Genomic DNA, 24,669 nt, shown 5'->3' with positions numbered 1-24,669 from the left:
ACTCATTACAACTCTTCTATTATAAGAATTGTTTGGGTCTCTGTCTAATTAATGTTCAACTTCGCCTTTAATAAGCACCTTTTTCATCTTTTTTGCAAACTCATTTCGAGGAATCATGACGCTATGTCCGCATCCTTCACATTTGATACGGATATCCGCGCCCATTCTAATGATTTTCCAAGCATTCTTACCACATGGATGCGGTTTTTTCATCTCAACCACGTCATTCAATTGAAAAATTTTATCCGCCATATGCTCAACCTCCCCTTTCATCCCTATTGGTTATCAAATGACTTTGTTACAAGTGTTGGATATGGGATTTCGATTCCTTGCTCTCCTAAATACTTCTTCAACCCAATTCCTATATTTCTTGCTGTATCAAAATGACGCATCGGTTTTGTTTCCACAATGATTCGTTCAATTACGGAGTTTTCAGTAAAATCATTCGCACCTATTAATTTAGGTTTTCCGAGTAAATCTGGATTATCCTTATTGAATGATTGTAGGAATTCATTAATGGATTTTTCAACTTTCTCTATGCCTAATTCAAATGGAATCGTTACATGACAATTGCCAATGAATTTTTCATGGAATAGTTGACTACTTGTGAAATTGTACCGTTTGGCAAAATGAAAATTTCACCCGTGAAGTTTTTCAATTTTGTAGTTCGTAGTCCAATCTCTTCTACCATACCTTCTGCCGTACCAATTTTCACATAATCCCCTACAGAAAACTGATCTTCAAATAAAATGAAAAAACCTGAAATAACATCTTTCACAAGGCTCTGGGCTCCAAATCCTACTGCGAGGCCCAACACCCCCGCCCCTGCAACAAGTCCTTTCACATCTATATTGAACTCTTGTAGGATGGCTAAAATCGCAGAAAAGTAGACGACGTAGCTAAGAGTATTCTCCAGTAACTTTAGTAAAGTCCTCTCACGTCTTTCTTCTCTACGTATCGGACCTCTCAACTTAATCCTGAATAACCGTCTAATGATGAATTTTCCGGCATGTACAACGATGAAGGCAATGGCGATGATAAAAGCAATCCTAACAGCAACTAAGAGAAGGCCAATCCAAACCTGTTCATTAAAAAAGAATTTACTTACTTTTTCAGTGTCATCACTAAAAAAAAAACTCGATTAACTTCTCCATATTCTCCTTCGTCACTTACAAACTTCCTTTCAGTATAAAACTCATCATAGTCGCGTATACTGCTAAACAATCAATCATTTTGACTACAATACAAGAATGGAGTTTTGTCATGCACTCAACACTTTCTACGGATTATGATTTCCGGATACATTATGATGCCACAGGCGCTGTTTGGAATCTTAGTTCATTTTTTCTCAAGCATATTCCCTTCCAAAACGATTCAATTTCATTCTTCTGCATTGGAACTGATCGATCTACGGGAGACGCACTGGGTCCCCTGACAGGTTCTCATTTATCAGAATCTTTACTGTTTCCGTTTTCCGTAATAGGAACACTGGAGAAACCCTTACATGCACTTAATCTACAAAAACATTTGGATGAAACATTCGAACAGGATCCTTCAACGTTCATTGTAGCGATCGACGCATGTTTAGGAAAAAACGACTCGATTGGACAACTATTATTGCATAATGGACCTCTTTACCCAGGAAAAGCTGTTGGAAAGGCTTTGCCGCCTGTCGGTAATTTATCCATTAAAGGGGTTGTTAACATATCTGGATTTATGGAGCAGGCAGTCCTTCAAAGCACTCGACTACACCTTCCCTTTGAAATGAGCAGAGTTATTTCCCGTGCGTTGCAACTTGCATACGGGAGATTCAAAACAGATAATGGACAATTGTAACGACGATTCCTACAACAAAGATTCCGGGTATAAAATTAGCAACGCGCATTTTTGTAATACCTATCAAATTCAATCCAATTCCAACAATCATTAGGCCGCCTGTTGCCGTCATTTCAGAAATGAAAAACTGCAATAATTCGTCCGGCACGTAGCGGCTTATTTGTGTTGAAAGTAATGTTATAATTGTTTGATAAATAAAAACAGGCACTGCCGAAAATGCCACACCTATTCCCAAGGTCGAACTTAAAATGATGGAAGTGAATCCATCAAGTACACCTTTCATGATTAATACATCATGATCGTTACGAAGTCCACTATCGATAGCCCCTATAATCGCCATTGAGCCTACAACAAAGATCAACGTTGCTGTTACAAATCCCTGCGCAATACCGGGACCTTCTTGTTTTGACGGTAATTTACTTTCGAGATACTGACCTAACTGATTTATCTTGCCGTCAAGATCCATCCATTCACCAATAATAGCCCCAATTACAATACTTATTATGACAATTAATATTTGTGTGCTTTCAAACGTCATTTGTATTCCGATTGCTGCTACAGCCAATCCAATTCCATACATCACAGTTTCTTTCATGCGTTCCGGAATATTGTTTAAAAAACGTCCAATTAACGCGCCCAAAATGATTAACACAACATTTACAATCGAACCAAACAATACCATGGTTTTTCACTTCCGCCTATTAAAAATAATACCTATTTTGCAGTATGAGCAAAATAGGTACATGCTTAATCATTCAATAAATCTAATATTCTTTCAAGGTCTTCTTCAGTGAAAAACTCAATTTCTATTTTACCTTTATTTTTCGACTTCTTAATGGTAACATTGGTGCCGAAATATTCCCGTAAGTTAGACTCTCGTTCTTCAAGGAAGATGTTTTTCTCTTTTGGCTTTGTTTCACGTGGAACATTTTCGTTCAATCTTTGAACTAATTTTTCCAACTGTCTGACGTTTAAACCTTCACTAATAGTTTTCTCTGCAGTCAATAAAATTTGCTCTTTTTTTCGAAGTCCAAGCAATGTCCTTCCGTGACCCATTGATAGCTTGCCAACTGTAATCAGGCTACGCACCTTCTCAGGTAGACTTAATAATCGAATATGATTGGCAATATGCGGACGACTTTTTCCAAGTCTAAAAGCAAGTTGTTCTTGCGTCAGGCTTAAATTATCCATTAGTTTTTGGTAAGCTTCAGCTTCTTCAATAGGCGTTAGGTCTTCACGCTGCAGATTTTCAAGAATAGCCAATTCCATAGATTCTTCGTCTGTCAATTGACGGACTACTGCTGGAATCTCTTTTAGCCCCGCAATCTTAGCTGCACGGAAGCGCCTTTCCCCTACTACTATTTCATACATAGTTCCGACTTTCCGGACGATAATCGGCTGTAAAATACCATGTTCTTTAATCGATTCACTTAATTCTTGAATTGCATTCTCATCAAATATTTTTCTTGGCTGATATGGATTCACTTTTATACTTTTCAATCGGATGTTCTCAATTGATTCGGCTTTCGTTAAAGACTCATCGGGAAACAAAGCGTTTAAACCTTTTCCAAGACCCTTAGCCATTGTGTACCACTTCCTTTGCCAGCTCTAGATATACTTCAGCGCCCCTCGATCTTGAATCATACATGATGATTGGTTCTCCATGACTTGGTGCTTCACTCAACCGAACATTCCTTGGAATAATTGTTCCGTAGACCTTATCCTGAAAGTATTTCTTCACTTCTTCAATGACTTGAATGCCTAAATTAGTTCTCGCATCAAACATCGTTAATAAAACACCATCTATCATTAGTGCTTCATTTAAATGCTTTTGTACAAGCCTAATTGTACTTAATAATTGGCTTAAACCTTCCAACGCATAATATTCGCATTGAACTGGAATGATGACTGAATCAGCAGCAGTCAATGAATTAATGGTTAATAACCCTAAAGAAGGCGGACAGTCGATGATAATATAATCATACGAGTTCTTCGCATTCTGAATCGCATGTTTCATCCTAACTTCCCTTGAAATCGTTGACACTAATTCAATTTCAGCACCCGCCAGGGAAATGGTTGCTGGAACGATATCTAAGTTTTCCATTTTAGTATGATGAATAACATCCTTGATATCAACATCATCTATTAACATATCATAAATGCATTGATGCACATCACCTTTGTTAACCCCTACCCCACTTGTTGCATTCCCTTGGGGATCGGAGTCAATTAATAAAACCTTTTTGCCAATATGTGCAAGGCAAGCACTTAAGTTAACTGAGGTGGTTGTCTTTCCAACTCCTCCTTTTTGATTAGCGATTGCAATAATTTTACCCACACTTGCACCTGCTTTCTCACTATCATACTAAAACTATAATACTTTTTTATATTGACTGACGACTTTTATTATATTTCTTTCAATCTATTATAGTTTATCAAAAAAACGATGTCTGTGGTAATGTATCGCATAAAAAAACTCCTGCTTTTAATAAGCAAGAGCAATTACTCTTATAATTTATTTGTTTTCTTATTTCTTTTTAGGAATTTTAACAGTTATTGTATAAAAATCATCCGTATCCTCTTCTTCAGTCTTTACATTTATGCCGCTTTTCGTTACAAGGGCCAGTGACTGTCTAATTGTATTTAGTGCAATTCGGACATCTTTACTTACGGATTTTCGTTTAACTGGTTTTTTCTTTACTTTCTCTTCTTCAACTGGATTCAATGCAAGATGGATTCTTTCCTCCAATTGCTTTACATTGAGTTGTTCATCAATTGCTTCGTTGAAAAGTTTATGTTGCAAATCGGCATCCTTAACAGAGATTAATGCTCTTGCATGCCTTTCGGATAATTCTTTTGTAAGAATTTTATCCTTTATTTCTTTTGGAAGTTTTAAAAGGCGAAGCTTATTGGCAATAGTGGACTGTCCTTTTCCCAATCGCTGTGCCAGTGCCTCCTGAGTTAAAGAATGCAACTCCAATAATTTCTCGTATGCGTATGCCTCTTCTATAGCTGTTAATTCTTCACGTTGTAAGTTTTCAATCAATGCAATGGAAGCTGTCTCTCTATCATCAAGATTTCGAATAATTGCAGGTACTTCTTCCCAACCTAATTTTTTCATTGCTCGGTATCTACGCTCACCTGCAATAATTTCATATCCATCATTACTTTTTCGGATAACAATGGGTTGGATAACGCCGTGCGTATGAATCGTCCTAGCTAACTCTTCATTTTCTCCTCGGAAAAAATTGTTCTTGGCTGATACTTATTTGGCTTAATCAAATCTATTTTCACTTGTTCAACTTTTTCGGATGGAGTGTTCTCGATTTGTTGAATCTCAGGTTCTTTTTCTACACTACCAAAAAACCGTGAAAACGTATTTTTCATCCCGGCACCACCTTTATAAACTGCTCATCTTTAATTGTATATTCGCTATATCTATTATATATCCTCTTTGGTACTTATTAAAGTGTAGATTGATAGATTGTAGTTAGAACCTACCAATCTACATAATAGGGTATAAAAGAAATGTTTCACGTGGAACAATTAAGCAATTGGTGTTTTATTTGGAACTCCTGGTTTACGAGGATATCTTTTAGGAGTTTTCTTAACCTTCTTGAAAATGAATATGTTTCTTTCGCTTTCCTCAACAGGTAAATTGAAAGAATGTTTATCAAGCATTTCAGCTCCAAGTAAAGTAAGTGCCTTCTTAGCATCCATCAATTCCTCCTCGGCTGCAGCACCTTTCATAGAAATAAACACTCCACCCTCTTTAACAAGGGGAACGCATAGTTCTGAAAGAACCGATAAACGTGCTACGGCACGAGCAGTTACGATGTCAAATTGTTCACGGTATTTTGGATTTTGACCAAAGTCTTCAGCCCGGGAATGGACAAATTCAACATTACTCAATTTTAGCTCTTTAGCAAGCTCATGAAGGAATGTAATTCTTTTATTCAATGAATCAACAATTGTTACCGATAGATCAGGGTAACAGATCTTCAATGGAATACTTGGAAACCCTGCCCCTGCCCCTACATCACAAATGGACTTACTTCCTGATAAATCCATATGAAATGCCGCCGTTATAGAATCATAAAAGTGTTTAAGATAAACGGATGGTGCGTCTGTTATAGCTGTTAAATTCATTTTTTCATTCCACTCAACCAACAAACGGAAATACGTATTAAATTGTTGCATTTGAACTTCTGTTAAACTGATGCCCTGACTTTTCAATGCATCTAAAAATTGTTCTTCGTTCACTCGGATCCTCCTTTTAAAAAAGGACTGATGCGGACTTATACTCCACATCAGTCTCATGATGTTAACCTGATATTTTTGCGATTTTGCCTTGCTCAATATATACAAGAAGAATAGAAATATCGGCGGGATTTACGCCTGAAATCCTTGATGCTTGCGCAATCGACAGGGGTCTTACTGCTGTAAGATTTGCTTTCGCCTCTTTGCAATTCCATTGATTGCATAGTAATCAATGTTTTCGGGGATTCTCTTGTTCTCCATTTTCTTCATTCGTTCAACTTGTTGCATCGATTTTTCAATATAGCCTTCGTATTTGATGAAAATCTCAACTTGTTCGGCTACTTCAGGAGTTATTTCTTCCTCAGGTGGAACAACCGTTATGATTTGTTCATACTTCATTTCTGGTCGTTTTAACAGGTCAGCTGCTTTCATTGGCTCACGAAGCTCTGTTCCCCTGATTGATGGATAATTCTTGAACAGCCTCGCTCGGTTTAATCGTTACTTTACGAAGTCTTTCAATTTCCTCTTCGATTTGTTGCTTTTTCTCAAGGAATTTCTCATGACGTTCTTCACTTATCATTCCAAGTTGGTATCCAATTTCTGTAAGACGTATGTCTGCGTTGTCATGACGAAGCAAAAGTCTGTATTCGGCTCTTGATGTAAGAAGACGGTATGGTTCACTTGTTCCTTTAGTCACAAGATCGTCGATAAGTACACCGATATAGGCATCTGATCTTCCGAGGATGACTTCCTCTTTACCAAGTGCTTTTCTTGCAGCATTGATTCCAGCCATGATGCCTTGTGCAGCTGCTTCTTCGTAACCGGAAGTTCCGTTAATTTGGCCAGCTGTGTATAAGTTTTTGATTTTCTTCGTTTCAAGTGTCGGCCATAGCTGTGTTGCGATAATGGAATCATACTCAATCGCATAGCCTGCGCGCATCATTTCCGCCTTTTCCAATCCCGGTACACTTTCGATCAACCTACGTTGGACATGTTCAGGCAAACTTGTTGAAAGACCTTGTACGTAATACTCCTTTGTATTTCGACCTTCCGGCTCAAGGAAAATCTGATGACGAGATTTATCCGCAAAACGGACGATTTTGTCTTCGATTGAAGGGCAATAGCTTGGCCCCTTCCCTTTTATCATCCCTGAATACATCGGGGAAAGATGAAGGTTTTCATTGATAATTTCATGTGTTCTCGGCGTTGTATACGTTAACCAGCAAGGCAATTGATCCATTATGAATTCCGTTGTTTCATAGCTGAATGAACGCGGAACTTCATCACCTGGTTGAATTTCCGTTTTGCTGTAATCAATTGTATTGCCGTTAATACGCGGAGGTGTTCCGGTTTTGAAACGTACTGTTTCCAATCCGAGTTCCTGCAGATTTTCAGCAAGCTTGATCGCAGGCATTTGGTTATTCGGGCCACTTGAATATTTCAAATCGCCGATAATGACTTCCCCGCGAAGGAAAGTTCCTGTTGTGATAATTATTGTTTTTGCCCGATAAACTGCACCAATTTGAGTGATGAGTCCTTTCACTTCGTTGTCTTCGACAATTAATTCTTCGACGACTCCTTGGTGAAGTGTTAGGTTTTCTTGTTCTTCAAGAACGCGTTTCATTTCTTGTTGGTATAGGACTTTGTCTGCTTGCGCACGAAGTGCACGTACGGCAGGTCCCTTACCTGTGTTTAACATGCGCATTTGGATATGCGTTTTATCAATAACTTTCCCCATTGCTCCGCCTAGTGCATCAATCTCTCTTACGACGATCCCTTTTGCGGGACCTCCGAGTGATGGATTGCATGGCATGAAAGCAATCATGTCAAGGTTCATGGTAAGCACCAATGTCGATGCACCCATCTTCGCTGAGGCTAATGCTGCTTCGACGCCGGCATGCCCTGCTCCGATGACTATACAATCGAACGTGCCTGCTTCAAATTGTGGCATGTTCGTTCATCCTTCCTATTTATAAATTGTATTGCTGTATATATTAGTAATCACAAAATCGGATTTCCGCTACAGGCGGACGCTTTCCAAGCGAACCACGAAGAGTTCGATTTGCCGTATTTCTGCGCCTTTTGCAGAAATAAAGGCAGTGGCTAACTACTCCCTTAGGTTCGCAATAAACATTGCTCGTAACGCTGCGCTTTTACTCGCAAAAGTCGTTCTACGTAACGACTTTCGCTGGAGTCGCCGCCTTTCGCTTCAATCCTTGGTGTCTAATGTTAAAATAACTATTTCCCTAAACAAAACTGGGAGAACAATTGGTTGATGAGGCTGTCTTGGACTGTGTCGCCGACGATTTCGCCTAAGAGCTCCCACGTACGTGTTACATCGATTTGAATCATGTCGACCGGTACGTTTGCCTCTGCTGCGGAAATAGCGTCCTGGATTGTCTTATGTGCTTTGTGGAGCAATGCAATGTGTCGGGCGTTGGATACATAGGTGAGGTCGCTGGCTTCAAGTGCTCCTTCAAAGAAGAGTTTTGCAATTGCTTCTTCAAGTTCATCAATGCCCTCTTCCTTAAGGATCGATGTCGTGACTACAGTTCCTTTTCCGGCTAATTCATATACTTTTTGCATATCTATTTTCTGAGGGAGATCTGTTTTATTAATGACGACGATTAGATCCATCTCAGCTGTAGCTTCAAACAGACGGATATCTTCTTCCGATAACTCCTCGGAACTATTTAGGACAAGTAGAATAAGATCTGCTTCCTTTAGTACTTGGCGAGACCGTTCTACACCAATCCGTTCGACGATATCTTCAGTTTCGCGAATGCCTGCTGTATCGACGAGTCGAAGCGGTACTCCGCGGACATTGACATATTCCTCGATTATATCACGGGTTGTTCCTGCAATTTCGGTGACAATCGCCTTGTTCTCCTGGACGAGGCTATTCAATAAAGAAGATTTACCGACGTTCGGCCTTCCTATGATGACGGTAGATAATCCTTCACGCAGGATTTTACCTTGTGAAGATGTTCGGAGTAGTTTCTCAATCTCCTGTTTTACCCATGTCCCCTTCTCAATCATTAGTGGAATGGTCACTTCTTCAACGTCATCGTATTCCGGATAGTCGATATTCACCTCTACCTGCGCCAGCGTTTCAAGGAGAGCTTGTCTTAATTCTCCGATCAATTTGGAAAGCTTCCCTTCCATTTGGTTCAAGGCAACATTCATCGCACGATCAGTTTTTGCACGGATCAAGTCCATGACAGCCTCTGCTTGGGATAAATCGATCCGTCCATTTAGAAATGCACGCTTTGAAAACTCGCCTGGTTCTGCAAGGCGAGCTCCTTCTTTCAACACGAGGTTGAGGACTCGGTTCACTGCCACTACACCGCCATGGCAATTTACTTCGACGACATCTTCACGGGTGAAAGTTTTTGGTGCCCTCATAATGGATACCATCACTTCCTCGACAACTTCACTTGTAGATGGGTCTACCAAGTGTCCATAATGAATTGTATGTGATTGTTCTTCCGCCAGTTTTTTACCGGACGGAGAACGGAAAATTTTATCTGAAATGTCGATAGCTTCGTCTCCACTAAGCCGGACGATGGCGATAGCCCCTTCCCCCATTGGAGTAGATATGGCAGCTATTGTATCAAATTGCATATTCATCACCTTCCTGACTCGTTACCCACATGTGGATAACTGTTTTGACATGACTATCTGACATAATATACTATCACAAATTCACACTTTCTCATAGTCAGTGAACCAAAAAAATGTGGATAAGTTTGAACGAGAACCCTTCTTGTATTTTTTTAAGGAGTGAATGATTATGACTAACAATATTTCGTCATTAAAAAACCCCGTGAAGTTCACGGGGTTTTGATTAATATTCAATTAATTGGTTCAATTACAAGGTAACGATGCGGATCTGTTCCTTCCGAATAGGTTTCGATATCCAAGCGATTCGATAAAGCATTATGGATGACTTTTCTTTCATAAGAAGGCATTGGTTCCAACTTTACTTTCCTTCCGTTGCGAACGGCTTGATCAGCCATACGCTCTGCAAATTGTTCCAAAGATTGTTCGCGTCTATCACGATAGTCACCTACATCTAAACGTACAACTTTGAATTGGCCAGCATATTTATTTGTAACGAGCTGGGCCAATTGCTGTAATGCATTCAACGTTTGTCCTCTTTTACCAATTAGGAATGCAGCCTTTTTACTTTCCAATTGGAATGTAATGTACTTTCCATCCATTTCATGATTGATAATAAGGTCATCAATTCCCATTGCTTCGGCAATTGCCTTCACATACGCAGTCGTTTCACTAATTGCTTGTTGATCGGATGCATTAGAATCCTCGATTTTCACCTCTACAATTTCCTTCGTCGGTTCAATCGGCTGTACAACGGTTTCTTCTTCTCGTACCGGCCCGGAAGTCATTTTCAAGGTAGGTTCTTGGATTTTTTCAACCTTTTCTTCTATAGAGGAGGTGGTTTGTTGAACTTCTGTCTTTCTGATGCTAACAATGACTTCCGCTTCTCTAACTCCAAATCCCAAAAATCCTTTTTTCCCAGGGTCGACTATTTCAACATCCACTTCATCACGCGTCATATTGAGCTGTTGCAATGCTGCTGAAACCGCAGCCTCCACTGTCGCTCCCTTTCGCGTTATCCTATTCATTTCTTTTTCCCTCCCGCTTTTACAGGTGCCACTTCTTCTTTTTTCTTGAATGGTTTGTAAATGAAGATATTCTGGATAATTGAAATGATATTACCGATAACCCAATATAATGCAAGTGCTGCTGGTAGGAATGTACCGAAAATCATGATCATGAAAGGCATGATATACATCATTACCTTCATTTGCGGGTTGTCCATCGCTGGACCTGTACGCAATACGGCAAATTGCATTAACCCTGCAATAATTGCGAGCGTTACGCTTGGTGCACCAAGTTCAAACCAAAGGAATTTACCGATCTCGATTTCCGGCGTCGCATTCATCCTGCTGATTGCATGATAGAGCCCAATGACGATTGGCATTTGGATAAGTACAGGTAGACACCCTGCTGCCGGGTTGATCTTCTGCTCTGCCATTACCCGTTGCATTTCTTCACGATATTTCTGTTGCGTTACAGCGTCTTTTGATTTGTATTTCTCTTTCAATCCGTTTAGGATCGGTTGCATTGCCTGCATACGCTTTGAACTTTGCGCTTGTTTAATCATAAGCGGCAATAAAATCAGGCGGATGATGATGGTTACGGCAATGATTCCAAAACCATACGTACCTAATAGTTCTTTAAAGGTTACGATTAAAGATACAATCGGCCAGACGATGTATTTATTCCAAAATCCTTCGCTCGTTTCATATATCGGCTGATTGAATTCCGAACAACCTGCAAGGAATACCGATAAAACGGTGAGCATAAGTATTAACGCGGTTCTTTTTTTCAACTTGTTTCCCCAAATCTATTCCTAAAATCTATTGTTGATTTCAGTTTATCATGAACATTTATAACGTTCTACTTCTTATTGAATGCCTTGGCAATCTTCAGTACGTGTTGAAGGCTTTTTTTTGTTTCATGGAAGTCTAAATTGGCCGCCTGGTGTCTGGCGATAATAACATAATCCCTGTCATTTTTCAGTTCTTCTTTCATTTCAAGGAAGGCTTGACGGATGTATCGCTTTATACGGTTACGGGTTACTGCATTTCCTAATTTTTTTCCGACGGAGAGGCCAATCCTGAATTCTGGCTGCTCTTCCTTTATATAAGAATAGATGACGAATTGCCGATTCGCGACGGATTTACCTTTTTTAAATACTTTTTGAAAGTCTTCGTTTTTTTTGACGCGTTGACGTTTTTTCAAGCCTTTCACCTCCCTCATACTATTTACATACTATTTCTTTTTCAGACGGACGCTTTTTCAATCCAGCTTTGGCGGCCAGATGCTCGGGGTCATAAGTCAAAGCTACTGCGTGGCAAAGAACGCCACTCCGTATCTTCGCCTTATGCCTGTCGCATCTATGCTGGCCGCCTCCGCTTTTTATTCAATCCAGCTTTGGCGGCCAGATGCTCGGGGTCATAAGTCAAAGCTACTGCGTGGCAAAGAACGCCACTCCGTATCTTCGCCTTATGCCTGTCGCATCTATGCTGGCCGCCTCCGCTTTTTATTCAATCCAGCTTTGGCGGCCAGATGCTCGGGTCATAAGTCAAAGCTACTGCGTGGCAAAGAACGCCACTCCGTATCTTCGTCTTATGCCTGTCGCATCTATGCAGGCCGCCTCCGCTTTTTATTCAATCCAGCTTTGGCGGCCAGATGCTCGGGGTCATAAGTCAAAGCTACTGCGTGGCAAAGAACGCCACTCCGTATCTTCGTCTTATGCCTGTCGCATCTATGCAGGCCGCCTCCGCTTTTTATTCAATCCAGCTTTGGCGGCCAGATGCTCGGGTCATAAGTCAAAGCTACTGCGTGGCAAAGAACGCCACTCCGTATCTTCGTCTTATGCCTGTCGCATCTATGCTGGCCGCCTCCGCTTTTTATTCAATCCAGCTTCCGGCGCTAACTGCTCGGGTCATAAGACAAAACTGCTACGTGGCAAAGTGCGCCACTACGCATTTTTTTCTTATGCCTGTCGCAGCTGAGCAAGCGCCCTCCGCTTTTTATACAAAAAAAAGACCACTTTTAGAGTGGTCTTATGCTGAAAGCACTTTTCTTCCTTTGCGACGACGAGCAGCGAGGATGTTACGACCGCTTTTTGAGCTCATTCTTGCACGGAAGCCGTGAACTTTACTACGTTTACGTTTATTTGGTTGGAATGTACGTTTCATTTCAAAGACACCTCCTGCATTGTCCCTTTACTTTCTGAGAGTCTTGAATAGTATAAGGCGCATTTCCCACAATGTCAATTATTTTTTAGTAACTCTTATTTAAGCCAATTACAATTCTTCATAATTTCCATCTTTACTTTACATCGTTCGACACCAATCGATTTAATAAAAAGTTATCCACATCAAAAAATGTAGATTGCTGACAAATATGTTCATAGAAATTTTTATCATTTTTTTATGCACAGCCCTTATCTACACCTTTTACACATACAAAAGCCTGTGGATAAAGTAATTCTCCACAATTGCTGTTAGTGTTAATAACTCATAGAATGCCTTGTCATTCTTATAGTTTCTTGGTACAATGTAAAAGATTTTGCTGTTAACAAATTTAAAAGCCCATTCAATTATCCACAATTGTTGATAGGTTGTGGATAATTTTTTCAACACTTCGGGATATTTATTATCCACACGATTGAATTCTGTGTATAATACATATTCCTGTGTTTTTTTATTTCTATGTAAAGGAGGCCCAACGAGTGGATCAGCTTGAAAAATTATGGAACGAAGTTTTGTCGAAAGTTGAAGATAAAGTTTCGCGACCAAGTTTCGAAACCTGGCTTAAATCGACAAAATTGATGACATATGGCGATGAAAACGTGACAATTGCTGTTCCTAATTCATTTGCAAAGGACTGGTTAGAAACTCATTACGTTCATCTAATAACCGGCATCATGTCAGAATTGACGGGTGAAGACCGACTTATCCATTTTGTAGTTCCAAAAGAAATGGAAGAAAGTGATTTTAAAATACCGAAAACAGTTGTTAAACAGGCTGACAAAACGCCTGTCGCATCGGCTTCTGTCATGTTGAATCCCAAATATACATTTGATACATTCGTAATCGGATCAGGAAACCGATTTGCGCACGCTGCCTCGTTAGCTGTAGCTGAAGCCCCTGCTAAATCGTATAATCCCCTATTCATCTATGGTGGTGTCGGGCTTGGGAAGACCCATCTTATGCATGCTATTGGGCATTATATTATGGAACAGGACCCTTCTGCTAAGGTCGTTTATTTATCTTCAGAGAAGTTTACGAATGAATTCATTAATTCCATCATGAATAATAAAGCGGGCGATTTCAGAAATCAGTATCGAAAAGTAGATGTCCTTCTAATTGACGATATTCAATTCATCGCTGGAAAAGAACAGACACAAGAGGAATTCTTTCATACTTTTAATACGTTACATGAAGAAGCAAAGCAGATTATCATTTCGAGTGACCGTCCGCCAAAAGAGATACCTACCTTGGAGGATCGCCTAAGATCGCGGTTTGAATGGGGATTAATCACTGATATTGCACCGCCAGATTTAGAAACTCGAATTGCAATTCTACGCAAAAAGGCAAAGGCTGATGGACTACTTGATATTTCGGATGATGTAATGCTTTACATTGCCAACCAGATTGATACAAACATACGGGAATTAGAAGGTGCACTAATTCGGGTTGTCGCTTATTCATCCCTTGTCAATATGGACATCACGACCGATCTTGCTGCAGAAGCATTAAAGGATATTATTCCAAATTCCCGTCCACGTACAGTTAGTATTTTAGACATTCAAAAAACAGTCGGAGAACATTTCAATATCCGGCTTGAAGACTTTACTGCTAAAAAAGAACAAGAGCAATCGCATTCCCACGTCAAATCGCTATGTATCTTTCACGCGAATTGACGGATTCTTCGCTGCCTAAAATTGGTTCGGAATTTGGTGGTCGAGACCACTCAACTGTCATCCATGCACATGAAAAGATTGCTAAGCAATTGAAGGATGATAAAATTCTACAACAAGATATTCAAGATATTAAAACAATTCTTGGCCGAGGATGAAGAATCCACATGTGAATAACCTTTAAATTACGGTACAAACTGTGCACAGGTTATACACATGTGTTTATCTTTCTAACATATAGGTTTTTAGGGCTTACTAACATATCCACAGCCCCTATTACTATTACTATCTTTATTACTTAACTAATTAATATATAAGCGAGGGTGCAAAATGAAATTTGAAATTATGAGAGATTGGTTGCTCGAGGGATTAAATGACGTCATGAAAGCAATCAGTCAAAAAGTGGCGAATCCCATTTTGACCGGAGTTAAAATCGATGTTTCTGAAAAAGGTTTAACGATGACTGGTAGCGATTCGGATATTACGATTTGCACATTTATCCCGATTGAAGAAGATGGTGAACAGATAATTCGTGTCATTGAACCAGGTTCCATCATCCTTCAGGCAAAAGTTTTCAGCGAAATCGTTAGAAAACTACCAACGAATAGTGTTACGATTGAAATTGAGAATGGAATGCAAACTCATATCAAATCCGGAAAATCAGAGTTTCACCTCATCGGATCCAATTCAGATGACTACCCTGTGCTACCGAATGTGAAAGATGAGTATCGTTTTTCCTTGCCGGCTGATTTGATGAAATCGCTCATTAAGGAAACTGTATTTGCGGTATCGCAACAAGAAACACGCCCGATTCTTACCGGTGTTCATTGGGAAACGGTGAATGAAAAGCTTGTATGTGTTGCTACAGACAGCCACCGACTTGCAAGAAGAGAACTTACGCCGGAACTTATGCCTGAAAGCCCATTTAGTGTCGTCATTCCGGAAAAAGTCTTCAAGAGTTGAATAAAATCCTTCCGGATAACTCAGATCTTGTTGAAATTGTCATTGCTGACCAGCAGGTACTTTTCAAGTCAAGAAATGTACTTTTCTATTCGAGGCTTCTTGAAGGGAATTATCCGGATACTTCGAGGTTAATCCCGTCTGAATATAAGACAACAGTTACAGTAAATGGTCGCCAGTTATTACAAGCAATCGATCGTGCATCTTTATTGGCTCGTGAAGAGCGGAATAATATTGTCCGTTTTTTTGCTGATGAAGGAAAAATGCTTGAAGTTTCCTCAAATTCACCTGAAATAGGTAAGGTTGAAGAATTGATCGAAGCTATCGATGTAACGGGAGAAGACCTAAAAATCTCCTTTAGTGCGAAATACATGATGGATGCTTTGAAAGCCATTGATGGCCAGGATATCGCTATTCATTTCACAGGTGCAATGAGGCCATTCATCTTAAAATCAATTGATAGCGACTCGATCCTGCAATTGATATTGCCGGTCAGGACGTTTTAAATTCAAGCATTATCCACATGTTGATAATTAATCGTTTTAATAGCAATGGAAAAGAAGGGATAGTCAAATTTTTGGCTATCCTTTTTACTTACAGCGAAAAGTTCGGTAAAATAGAGAGACAGACTAATTTGAGAAGGATTGAAGCGGATGGAAGTCATGCAAATTGATACGGAGTTTGTTACACTAGGCCAATTGCTGAAAATGACCAATGCAATCAGCTCTGGTGGAATGGCCAAATGGTTTTTGGAAGAAAATGCAGTTTACGTGAACGGTGAAGAAGAGCGTCGTAGGGGTAAGAAAATTTACGATGGCGATGTCGTTAATATTCCTAATGCAGGTAGGTTCAAGATATCCTCATCTGTGAATGGTCAATCGGATGTTCATTGAACGCCTATCCCTGACAGATTATCGAAATTACAATTCCCTTGAATTGTCTTTTTCCCCTCAAATCAACGTTTTAATCGGTGAAAACGCACAAGGCAAGACGAATATCATGGAAGCGATATACGTCTTGTCGATGGCGAAATCACATCGTACATCAAATGATCGTGAACTTATACGTTGGGAACAAGAGTATGGTAAAATAGAAGGGGACATCCAACGCAAGTATGGACGTCTCCCACTTGAATTGACAATATCGAAAAAAGGCAAGAAGGCGCGGGTAAATCATTTGGAACAGAACCGCTTAAGCCTTTATATCGGTCAACTCAATGTTGTCATGTTTGCTCCGGAGGACTTAAATCTTGTAAAAGGAAGCCCACAGGTCCGAAGAAGATTTTTAGATATGGAAATCGGACAAATATCCCCAGTCTATCTTCATGATCTGCTTACCTTCCAAAAGATAATAAAGCAACGGAATGCAATACTTAAAGAGAATCGTGGAAAATTGGATTTTTCGAACGTCATGTTTGATATTTATACAGAACAATATGTCCAAGTGGCAGTACAAATCATTCGGAAACGATATTATTTTATTGAATTACTCCAAAAATGGGCTGAACCCATCCATAAAGGGATTTCCCGAGGAATTGAGCAGCTTAAAGTGACATATGGGACATTAAAAGAGTTCGATTCTGGGCAGACTGTTGAACAGATGGAAGAAATACTTATTAAAAAACTGCAAGAAGTGAGACGTCGAGAGTTGGAACGTGGAATGACACTGATTGGACCACACCGTGACGATCTCCATTTTTTTGTGAATGGATATGATATCCAGACCTATGGGTCGCAAGGGCAGCAACGTACGACGGCGTTATCACTTAAACTTGCCGAAATCGACCTTGTTAAACAGGAAGTTGGAGAAACACCTGTTCTGTTATTGGATGATGTCCTGTCAGAGCTTGATGATTATCGTCAATCCCACTTGTTGAATACGATGCAAGGGCAAGTCCAGACATTCGTAACTACGACGAATATTGCTGGACTCGATCATGAGACGATTCGTAAAGCCGAATTGTATGAAGTATCAGCAGGTCGTGTTTCAGATAAGGGAAATCAGTTGAATTGACAACCTGTTAATATCGTTCCCGAAGGAAACTAAAAAAATGTCTAAAGAAACTTAACGATTGATGTTCGGAAAGGAAAGGTGAACATATTGGCAATGGAAGAAAAAGAATTGCAGACAGCCTATGATGCGAATCAGATTCAAGTCCTTGAAGGTCTGGAAGCAGTTCGTAAACGTCCGGGCATGTATATCGGTACAACGAGTTCACGTGGTCTCCACCATCTTGTATGGGAAATTGTCGATAATAGTATCGATGAAGCTTTGGCTGGCTATTGTGATCACATTGAAGTGACAATTGAAAAGGATAATTGGATCCGTGTGGATGATAACGGGCGGGAATTCCTGTCGGTACTCAAGAATCAACAGGTAGACCTGCAGTAGAAGTCATCATGACGGTACTCCACGCTGGTGGTAAGTTCGGCGGCGGAGGTTATAAAGTTTCAGGTGGTTTGCATGGCGTTGGGGCGTCAGTTGTGAATGCACTCTCTGAAGTAACCGAAGTGTATGTTCGACGGGACGGGAAAGTCTATTTCATCAGGTTTGAACGAGGGAATCTCGTGAATGAGCTGGAAGTTATAGGCGAAACTGAAGAAACCGGTACCCGTACAAGATTTAAAGCGGATCCCGAGATCTTCAAGGAAACGACCGAATATGAATACGATATTTTGTCCCACCGTATCCGTGAGCTTGCCTATTTGAATAGAGGCCTGCGCATAACGATTTCAGACGAGCGAGGCGAAGAGAATCGTACCGACACGTTCTACTACGAGGGCGGTATTAAGTCGTATGTTGAACATTTAAATCAAAACAAAGAACCGATTCATGAGGAACCGATTTTCATAGAGGGCGAGAAAGATGGAATCTCAATTGAAATTGCCATGCAATATAACGGCGGCTTCGCAGAAAATCTATTATCATTCGCCAACAATATTAATACGTATGAAGGCGGTACGCATGAATCAGGTTACAAAACAGCATTGACACGTGTTGTAAATGATTATGCAAGGAAGAATGGGATGTTGAAGGAATCTGACCCGAATTTGTCGGGAGAAGATGTCCGTGAAGGATTGACGGCAATCATTTCAATCAAACACCCAGATCCCCAGTTTGAAGGTCAAACGAAAACGAAGTTAGGGAACTCAGAGGTCAGTACGATTACAAATGCTTTGTTTTCAGAAGGCTTCCAACGTTTTTTGCTGGAAAATCCAATTACAGCTCGGTTAATCATTGATAAAAGTCTAATGGCTGCACGAGCAAGACTTGCCGCAAAAAATGCACGGGAACTGACAAGACGTAAATCGGCATTGGAAGTATCCAGTCTTCCTGGTAAGCTTGCAGACTGTTCTTCTCGTGATCCGGCGATTAGTGAATTGTACATCGTTGAGGGTGACTCGGCGGGCGGTTCAGCGAAAAGCGGACGCGATCGTCATTTCCAAGCAATTTTGCCATTGCGCGGTAAAATACTGAACGTAGAAAAAGCCAGATTGGACCGTATTTTAGGAAATGCCGAAATTCGTACAATGATTACAGCCCTTGGCACCGGTATTGGTGACGAATTCAATCTTTCGAAAGCACGTTATCATAAAATTGTCATCATGACGGATGCCGACGTAGATGGAGCGCATATTAGAACATTATTATTAACATTCTTCTTCCGTTTCATGCGTCCTCTTATTGAGGCAGGCTATGTGTATATTGCTCAACCACCGCTTTACAGAGTTAAACAAGGGAAACACGAGGAATATTGTTTTGACGAAGTGGAATTGCAAGAAATACTCAATCGTCTTCCGGCAGCTCCTAAACCAGTCATTACTCGCTATAAAGGTCTTGGTGAAATGGATGCCACTCAATTATGGGAGACGACGATGGATCCGGATCAGCGGACTTTACTTCAAGTTCATCTTGATGATGCTTTTGATGCAGATGCCACATTTGAACAATTGATGGGCGACGAAGTGGAACCAAGACGTAGATTCATCGAGGAAAATGCGATGTATGTAAAGAACTTGGATACTTGATTAATTAAATTTAACCATTGCCCTTCAAGCGAGGGGCTTTGTTCGGTTAACAGGTTGTTCAGAAAAAGACGCCTGAGTTGAAAGGAGTTTGACATTATGGCAGATATGCCTAAACGTGGTGTTCAAGGGATCAACATCAGTACTGAGATGAGAACGTCCTTTCTTGACTATGCAATGAGCGTTATCGTCTCCAGGGCATTGCCGGATGTACGGGATGGACTGAAGCCAGTTCACCGCCGAATCCTTTATGCAATGCAAGACCTTGGAAATACTGCGGATAAACCACATAAGAAATCAGCCCGTATTGTCGGTGACGTTATCGGTAAGTACCACCCTCATGGTGATAGTGCTGTTTATGACACGATGGTAAGGATGGCCCAGGATTTCAATTACCGTTATATGCTCGTCGATGGTCACGGGAACTTTGGTTCTGTAGATGGTGACTCGGCGGCAGCGATGCGTTATACGGAATCCAGAATGTCACGCATAGCAATGGAATTACTCCGGGACATCAACAAGGACACAATTGACTACCAAGATAACTATGATGGCCAGGAAAAGGAGCCGATTGTACTTCCGAGCCGTTTTCCGAATTTGCTTGTTAACGGTACTTCAGGGATTGCGGTTGGTATGGCGACCAATATCCCCCTCACAACTTAGGTGAGACGATTGATGGAGTACTTGCTATGGCAGATAATCCGGCAATCACGACTGAGGAATTGATGGAGATTATTCCAGGCCCGGATTTTCCTACCGGGGGTATAATCCTTGGAAGAAGCGGGATCAGAAGAGCCTATGAAACTGGACGTGGATCCATTGTCATCCGAGGTAAAGTCGAAATTGAACAGCAGTCAAACGGTAAGGAAACGATTATCGTTACGGAATTGCCTTACCAAGTCAACAAGGCCCGCCTTGTTGAAAAGATTGCTGAACTTGTCCGTGATAAGCGTATAGACGGCATTACCCATTTGGCGGATGAATCCGATAGAACGGGGATGCGAGTCGTTATCGAAGTGCGCAGGGATGCTAATGCTCATGTATTACTTAATAATTTATACAAACATACAGCCCTTCAATCGAGCTTCGGTATTAATATGTTAGCGCTTGTCGATGGACAGCCGAAGATATTAGCACTGAAAGAAATACTGTATCACTATTTAGAACATCAAAAAGTTGTAATTCGTAGAAGAACTCAATATGAGTTAAGAAAAGCTGAAGACCGAGCGCACATATTGGAAGGCTTGCGAATTGCTCTTGATCATATCGACGAAATTATCGCGTTGATCCGCGGTTCTAAAACAACGGAAGAAGCTAAAACCGGCTTGATGGAGCGTTTTAATTTAACTGAACGCCAATCACAGGCAATTCTTGATATGCGTCTCCAACGCTTAACTGGTTTAGAACGTGATAAAATTGAGAACGAGTACCAAGAACTCCTTGTATTAATATCCGAATTACGTGCAATTCTTGCGGATGAACAAAAAGTGGTAGAGATCATCCGTGAGGAACTGCTTGAAGTGAAACAGCGTTTTGCGGATGACCGTAGAACTGAAATTACATCTGGCGGAGCCGAGATGCTTGAGGATGAAGATTTGATCCCAGTGGAGAACTCTGTATTGACATTGACGCATAATGGCTATATTAAGCGTCTTCCAGCAAATACCTACAGGAGCCAACGTCGTGGAGGCAGGGGTATACAAGGGATGGGTACAAATGATGACGACTTCGTCGAGCATTTGTTGAACACATCTACACATGATACAATCCTGTTCTTTACGAGTAAGGGAAGAGTATTCCGTAAAAAAGGATATGAGGTACCTGAATATAGCCGTACGGCAAAAGGCTTACCGATTATCAATCTATTGGATTTCGCTAAGGAAGAAAAAGTTACGGCGATGATTCCGGTCGAAAAGTTTGAGGCGGAGAAATATTTATTCTTTGCTACACGCGAAGGAATAGTGAAGCGTACTTCCGTTGCCGATTTTGCCAATATCCGTTCCAATGGTTTGATAGCTTTGACATTGCGTGGCGATGATGAATTGATCGGCGTGAAAATGACAAATGGCAATCAAAACATTGCAATCGGTACACGAGATGGAATGCTTATCAAGTTCAGTGAGCAAGACATCCGTTCGATGGGACGTGTTGCAAGTGGTGTGCGCGGAATCCGTTTACGTGAAGGTGATATAGCTGTAGGCATGGATACCGTTGCTGAAGGTGATGAAATTCTTGTAGTCACGGAAAAAGGTTTTGGAAAGCGTACACCTGAAGACGAGTATCGAATCCAATCCCGTGGCGGTTATGGCTTGAAGACATTGAATGTCACTGATAGAAACGGCCCACTTGTGGCAATGAAAACAGTTGATGGAACTGAAGACCTTATGTTGATCACCATTCATGGCATACTTATCCGAATGGATATTGAGGATATTTCTTCTATTGGCAGAAGCACCCAAGGCGTTCGTCTAATCCGATTAGGTGAGGATGAACTTGTTGCAACGGTTGCTAAAGTCGAGAAGGAGCATGAAGATGAACATGATGAACATGAAGAGACCAACGAAGAGGTCGAGGAATTAGCTGATTCTAGCGAAAACAATGAAACAACAGAACCAAATGAAGATTAAAATTTATTGAATGTAAAAGTTATTGAAATGGCTCCAGTCATTTCAATAACTTTTTTTGTCGTCTAACTCTGTTAGTTTCAGTATAATAGTCTATAGGAGAAAATCGTAAGGCGGTGAAACTTAAGTATGGAATCATATAAAGATGTTAGCGAACTGCAGGCTGGAACTTTACTGAAGGAAGACGTGTACTGCAAGACTAAATATCCGATTATGCGAAAAGGTACAGAGCTTACACTTGAACATATAGAAGTTCTTCGAGTATTCGGTGTGAACCAGGTCAAGGTGGAGGAGAAATTAAACAATAGTGATGAAACAAACCCTGATACATCGGTCTACTGATAATACATCAGATAACTTGTACTGGTTAAAGAATCCCTATGACAAAGCAGTTCAGGATTATAAGAGGGAATTCAACAATTGGCGATTTGGGCAACTTCCTGAAGTTGCAAAGATCCGATCTTTCATCATCCCATTATTGGAAAAGTTCATAGCACAAAAAAGTATGTTAGCGATGATAAATGAGTTTTCAACTCCGGAAGAATATCTATATCATCATCCAATCGCTATGGGAATCCTTTCAGCAGCTATTGGTAAGAAAATGGGTTACGAAAAGGGCGATATCATTCAACTCGGTCTTGCCGGAACTTTAGCCGATAGCGGCATGGCAAAAATTGCACCATCAATATTGGAAAAGACAACATCCCTTTCCCAAGAGGAATTCAATGAAGTAAAAAAACATACTTTGTTCAGCGTAAAAATGATTCAAACCACGCCTCTAATTAGGCAGGAGATGAAATTGGCAATTCTTCAGCATCATGAGCGACTTGACGGAAGCGGTTACCCAAGAGGGGAGAAAATGGAGACCATTTTAGTATTTTCTCAAATCCTCGCCGTGGCGGATGTATTCCACGCAATGACGTCAGATAGATTGTACAGACCAAAACATTCTCCATTTAAAGTAATTGAGATGATTAAGGAAGATGAGTTTGGTAAATTTGATATTAAAGTGGTGGATGCTCTTCAAAATCTCGTCGGAAATCTTTCTATAGGAACACGGGTGAAGTTAACTAACGGTGAACTTGGTGAGGTCATGTTCTTGCATCGCGATGCTCCGTTGAGACCGATGATAAGGAAAGACTCGGACGGTCTTATTATTGACCTGTCAACGAATCGTGATTTGGTAATTGAAATGATTATAGAATGAATATGGATTAGCCGCTGTAAAGATTACACGGCTAATCTATTTTTTTGTAATAAGTGTTGCATTCAAAGAGACAAGATGTTATAGTAAATAACGTTGCACTTCCGGTAACTCAATAACCACTTCGAAACAGCTTAAATTTTTTTGAGAAAAGTTGTTGACATCGAAAACGCAGCATGGTATTATATAAGAGTTGCTTCTAACGGAGCGGCAATCAAATGAACCTTGAAAACTGAACAGCAAAACGTCAACAAAAAAAGTTCTGGAGCCGACCCTGTCGGTGAAAAGAACAAAACGAATCTTCGGATTCGAAATTGACATCTTAAATGATGCCAGCAAGAAACTCGAGCTATTCGAATTTCTCTTTTATGGAGAGTTTGATCCTGGCTCAGGACGAACGCTGGCGGCGTGCCTAATACATGCAAGTCGAGCGGATTGAAGGGAGCTTGCTCCCTGATATTAGCGGCGGACGGGTGAGTAACACGTGGGCAACCTGCCCTGCAGATGGGGATAACTCCGGGAAACCGGGGCTAATACCGAATAATCGGTTCTTCCGCATGGAAGAACTCTGAAAGACGGTTTCGGCTGTCACTGCAGGATGGGCCCGCGGCGCATTAGCTTGTTGGTGGTAATGGCCTACCAAGGCGACGATGCGTAGCCGACCTGAGAGGGTGATCGGCCACACTGGGACTGAGACACGGCCCAGACTCCTACGGGAGGCAGCAGTAGGGAATCTTCCACAATGGACGAAAGTCTGATGGAGCAACGCCGCGTGAGCGAAGAAGGTTTTCGGATCGTAAAGCTCTGTTGCGAGGGAAGAACAAGTACGGGAGTAACTGCCCGTACCTTGACGGTACCTCGTTAGAAAGCCACGGCTAACTACGTGCCAGCAGCCGCGGTAATACGTAGGTGGCAAGCGTTGTCCGGAATTATTGGGCGTAAAGCGCGCGCAGACGGTCCTTTAAGTCTGATGTGAAAGCCCACGGCTCAACCGTGGAGGGTCATTGGAAACTGGAGGACTTGAGTACAGAAGAGGAAAGTGGAATTCCACGTGTAGCGGTGAAATGCGTAGAGATGTGGAGGAACACCAGTGGCGAAGGCGACTTTCTGGTCTGTAACTGACGTTGAGGCGCGAAAGCGTGGGGAGCAACAGGATTAGATACCCTGGTAGTCCACGCCGTAAACGATGAGTGCTAAGTGTTAGGGGGTTTCCGCCCCTTAGTGCTGCAGCTAACGCAT

Annotated in this window: 18 protein-coding genes, 1 rRNA gene and 6 pseudogenes (1 of these 25 cut by a window edge); 10 read left to right on the top strand and 15 right to left on the bottom strand. The window is 41.0% G+C overall.

Annotated elements, in window-relative coordinates:
• Nucleotides 1-48: 48 nt before the first annotated feature.
• From QNH10_RS02825 to QNH10_RS02815, 3 genes are all read right to left on the bottom strand, one after another.
• Nucleotides 49-252, bottom strand: a complete 204-nt coding sequence (locus QNH10_RS02825) for a DUF951 domain-containing protein (RefSeq protein WP_283733430.1) — start codon at nucleotides 250-252, stop codon at nucleotides 49-51.
• Between the two features lie 23 nt (nucleotides 253-275).
• Nucleotides 276-407 carry a hypothetical protein gene (locus QNH10_RS02820; RefSeq protein WP_283733429.1) on the bottom strand — a complete coding sequence of 44 codons (132 nt, stop codon included), beginning with the start codon at nucleotides 405-407 and terminating at the stop codon, nucleotides 276-278.
• Nucleotides 408-559: 152 nt separating this feature from the next.
• Nucleotides 560-970 carry a mechanosensitive ion channel family protein gene (locus tag QNH10_RS02815; protein WP_283733428.1) on the bottom strand — a complete coding sequence of 137 codons (411 nt, stop codon included), beginning with the start codon at nucleotides 968-970 and terminating at the stop codon, nucleotides 560-562.
• A 293-nt stretch (nucleotides 971-1,263) separates the two neighbouring features.
• Here QNH10_RS02815 and yyaC point away from each other — a divergent pair, with 293 nt between their 5' ends.
• The gene (gene yyaC / locus QNH10_RS02810; RefSeq protein ID WP_283733427.1) at nucleotides 1,264-1,836 is read left to right on the top strand and encodes a spore protease YyaC; all 573 of its coding nucleotides are present in this window, start codon (nucleotides 1,264-1,266) and stop codon (nucleotides 1,834-1,836) included.
• On the opposite strand, the gene QNH10_RS02805 is transcribed toward yyaC, so the two are convergent.
• From QNH10_RS02805 to QNH10_RS02750, 12 genes and pseudogenes are all read right to left on the bottom strand, one after another.
• The gene (locus tag QNH10_RS02805; RefSeq protein WP_283733426.1) at nucleotides 1,811-2,518 is read right to left on the bottom strand and encodes a DUF554 domain-containing protein; all 708 of its coding nucleotides are present in this window, start codon (nucleotides 2,516-2,518) and stop codon (nucleotides 1,811-1,813) included. The genes yyaC and QNH10_RS02805 overlap by 26 nt on opposite strands.
• Nucleotides 2,519-2,583: 65 nt before the next feature.
• Nucleotides 2,584-3,420: a ParB/RepB/Spo0J family partition protein gene (locus QNH10_RS02800; protein ID WP_283733425.1), complete on the bottom strand. Its 837-nt coding sequence runs from the start codon at nucleotides 3,418-3,420 to the stop codon at nucleotides 2,584-2,586.
• Complete coding sequence (locus QNH10_RS02795) at nucleotides 3,413-4,174, bottom strand: ParA family protein (RefSeq protein WP_283733424.1); 762 nt, start codon at nucleotides 4,172-4,174, stop codon at nucleotides 3,413-3,415. The genes QNH10_RS02800 and QNH10_RS02795 overlap by 8 nt, the downstream gene beginning before the upstream one ends.
• A 189-nt stretch (nucleotides 4,175-4,363) precedes the next feature.
• A pseudogene (gene noc, locus QNH10_RS02790) lies at nucleotides 4,364-5,223 on the bottom strand (nucleoid occlusion protein).
• A 159-nt stretch (nucleotides 5,224-5,382) separates the two neighbouring features.
• Complete coding sequence (gene rsmG, locus QNH10_RS02785; protein ID WP_283733423.1) at nucleotides 5,383-6,099, bottom strand: 16S rRNA (guanine(527)-N(7))-methyltransferase RsmG; 717 nt, start codon at nucleotides 6,097-6,099, stop codon at nucleotides 5,383-5,385.
• Between the two features lie 61 nt (nucleotides 6,100-6,160).
• Nucleotides 6,161-8,047, bottom strand: a pseudogene (mnmG, locus tag QNH10_RS02780) (tRNA uridine-5-carboxymethylaminomethyl(34) synthesis enzyme MnmG).
• A gap of 287 nt (nucleotides 8,048-8,334) precedes the next feature.
• Entirely contained in the window at nucleotides 8,335-9,720 is a 1,386-nt protein-coding gene (mnmE, locus tag QNH10_RS02775; protein ID WP_283733422.1) for a tRNA uridine-5-carboxymethylaminomethyl(34) synthesis GTPase MnmE, read from the bottom strand.
• 230 nt (nucleotides 9,721-9,950) lie between these two features.
• Nucleotides 9,951-10,745: an RNA-binding cell elongation regulator Jag/EloR gene (gene jag, locus QNH10_RS02770; RefSeq protein WP_283733421.1), complete on the bottom strand. Its 795-nt coding sequence runs from the start codon at nucleotides 10,743-10,745 to the stop codon at nucleotides 9,951-9,953.
• Nucleotides 10,742-11,515, bottom strand: coding sequence for a membrane protein insertase YidC (yidC, locus tag QNH10_RS02765; protein WP_283733420.1), 774 nt, complete (start codon nucleotides 11,513-11,515; stop codon nucleotides 10,742-10,744). Before yidC ends, jag begins: the two co-directional genes overlap by 4 nt.
• Nucleotides 11,516-11,583: 68 nt before the next feature.
• Nucleotides 11,584-11,928, bottom strand: a complete 345-nt coding sequence (gene rnpA, locus QNH10_RS02760; RefSeq protein ID WP_283733419.1) for a ribonuclease P protein component — start codon at nucleotides 11,926-11,928, stop codon at nucleotides 11,584-11,586.
• An 827-nt stretch (nucleotides 11,929-12,755) separates the two neighbouring features.
• A complete protein-coding gene (rpmH, locus tag QNH10_RS02755) occupies nucleotides 12,756-12,890 on the bottom strand; it encodes a 50S ribosomal protein L34 (protein WP_147060480.1) in 135 nt (44 codons plus the stop codon).
• A 261-nt stretch (nucleotides 12,891-13,151) separates the two neighbouring features.
• The gene (locus tag QNH10_RS02750) at nucleotides 13,152-13,358 is read right to left on the bottom strand and encodes a hypothetical protein (RefSeq protein ID WP_283733418.1); all 207 of its coding nucleotides are present in this window, start codon (nucleotides 13,356-13,358) and stop codon (nucleotides 13,152-13,154) included.
• A gap of 68 nt (nucleotides 13,359-13,426) precedes the next feature.
• On the opposite strand from QNH10_RS02750, the pseudogene dnaA reads away from it, so the two are divergent.
• The 9 genes and pseudogenes from dnaA to QNH10_RS02705 form a co-directional block, all read left to right on the top strand.
• Nucleotides 13,427-14,775 (top strand): annotated as a pseudogene (gene dnaA, locus QNH10_RS02745) (chromosomal replication initiator protein DnaA).
• A gap of 172 nt (nucleotides 14,776-14,947) precedes the next feature.
• Nucleotides 14,948-16,083: pseudogene (gene dnaN, locus QNH10_RS02740) on the top strand (DNA polymerase III subunit beta).
• A 147-nt stretch (nucleotides 16,084-16,230) separates the two neighbouring features.
• Complete coding sequence (gene yaaA, locus QNH10_RS02735; RefSeq protein WP_283733417.1) at nucleotides 16,231-16,470, top strand: S4 domain-containing protein YaaA; 240 nt, start codon at nucleotides 16,231-16,233, stop codon at nucleotides 16,468-16,470.
• Nucleotides 16,460-17,590: a DNA replication/repair protein RecF gene (gene recF / locus QNH10_RS02730; protein WP_283733416.1), complete on the top strand. Its 1,131-nt coding sequence runs from the start codon at nucleotides 16,460-16,462 to the stop codon at nucleotides 17,588-17,590. Before yaaA ends, recF begins: the two co-directional genes overlap by 11 nt.
• Nucleotides 17,591-17,683: 93 nt before the next feature.
• Nucleotides 17,684-19,605, top strand: a pseudogene (gene gyrB, locus QNH10_RS02725) (DNA topoisomerase (ATP-hydrolyzing) subunit B).
• A 96-nt stretch (nucleotides 19,606-19,701) separates the two neighbouring features.
• Nucleotides 19,702-22,229 (top strand): annotated as a pseudogene (gene gyrA, locus QNH10_RS02720) (DNA gyrase subunit A).
• A gap of 126 nt (nucleotides 22,230-22,355) precedes the next feature.
• Nucleotides 22,356-22,568, top strand: a complete 213-nt coding sequence (locus QNH10_RS02715; protein WP_283733415.1) for a hypothetical protein — start codon at nucleotides 22,356-22,358, stop codon at nucleotides 22,566-22,568.
• Nucleotides 22,537-23,433 carry an HD-GYP domain-containing protein gene (locus QNH10_RS02710; protein WP_283734551.1) on the top strand — a complete coding sequence of 299 codons (897 nt, stop codon included), beginning with the start codon at nucleotides 22,537-22,539 and terminating at the stop codon, nucleotides 23,431-23,433. Before QNH10_RS02715 ends, QNH10_RS02710 begins: the two co-directional genes overlap by 32 nt.
• 362 nt (nucleotides 23,434-23,795) lie before the next feature.
• Nucleotides 23,796-24,669 (top strand): 16S ribosomal RNA (locus tag QNH10_RS02705); it runs 675 nt beyond the window's last position.

The organism is Sporosarcina thermotolerans, from assembly GCF_030067815.1.
Taxonomy (GTDB): domain Bacteria; phylum Bacillota; class Bacilli; order Bacillales_A; family Planococcaceae; genus Sporosarcina; species Sporosarcina thermotolerans.
The sequence above is the reverse complement of the archived record's forward strand: the minus strand, read 5'-3'. Positions and strand labels throughout refer to the sequence as shown.

Coding starts and splice junctions, on each gene's coding strand:
- QNH10_RS02825 (WP_283733430.1), bottom strand. CDS start 252: ATGGCGGATAAAATTTTTCAATTGAATGACGTGGTTGAGATGAAAAAA.
- yyaC (WP_283733427.1), top strand. CDS start 1,264: ATGCACTCAACACTTTCTACGGATTATGATTTCCGGATACATTATGAT.
- QNH10_RS02805 (WP_283733426.1), bottom strand. CDS start 2,518: ATGGTATTGTTTGGTTCGATTGTAAATGTTGTGTTAATCATTTTGGGC.
- QNH10_RS02800 (WP_283733425.1), bottom strand. CDS start 3,420: ATGGCTAAGGGTCTTGGAAAAGGTTTAAACGCTTTGTTTCCCGATGAG.
- mnmE (WP_283733422.1), bottom strand. CDS start 9,720: ATGCAATTTGATACAATAGCTGCCATATCTACTCCAATGGGGGAAGGG.
- jag (WP_283733421.1), bottom strand. CDS start 10,745: ATGAATAGGATAACGCGAAAGGGAGCGACAGTGGAGGCTGCGGTTTCA.
- rpmH (WP_147060480.1), bottom strand. CDS start 12,890: ATGAAACGTACATTCCAACCAAATAAACGTAAACGTAGTAAAGTTCAC.
- yaaA (WP_283733417.1), top strand. CDS start 16,231: ATGGAAGTCATGCAAATTGATACGGAGTTTGTTACACTAGGCCAATTG.
- recF (WP_283733416.1), top strand. CDS start 16,460: ATGTTCATTGAACGCCTATCCCTGACAGATTATCGAAATTACAATTCC.
- QNH10_RS02715 (WP_283733415.1), top strand. CDS start 22,356: ATGGAATCATATAAAGATGTTAGCGAACTGCAGGCTGGAACTTTACTG.
- QNH10_RS02710 (WP_283734551.1), top strand. CDS start 22,537: ATGAAACAAACCCTGATACATCGGTCTACTGATAATACATCAGATAAC.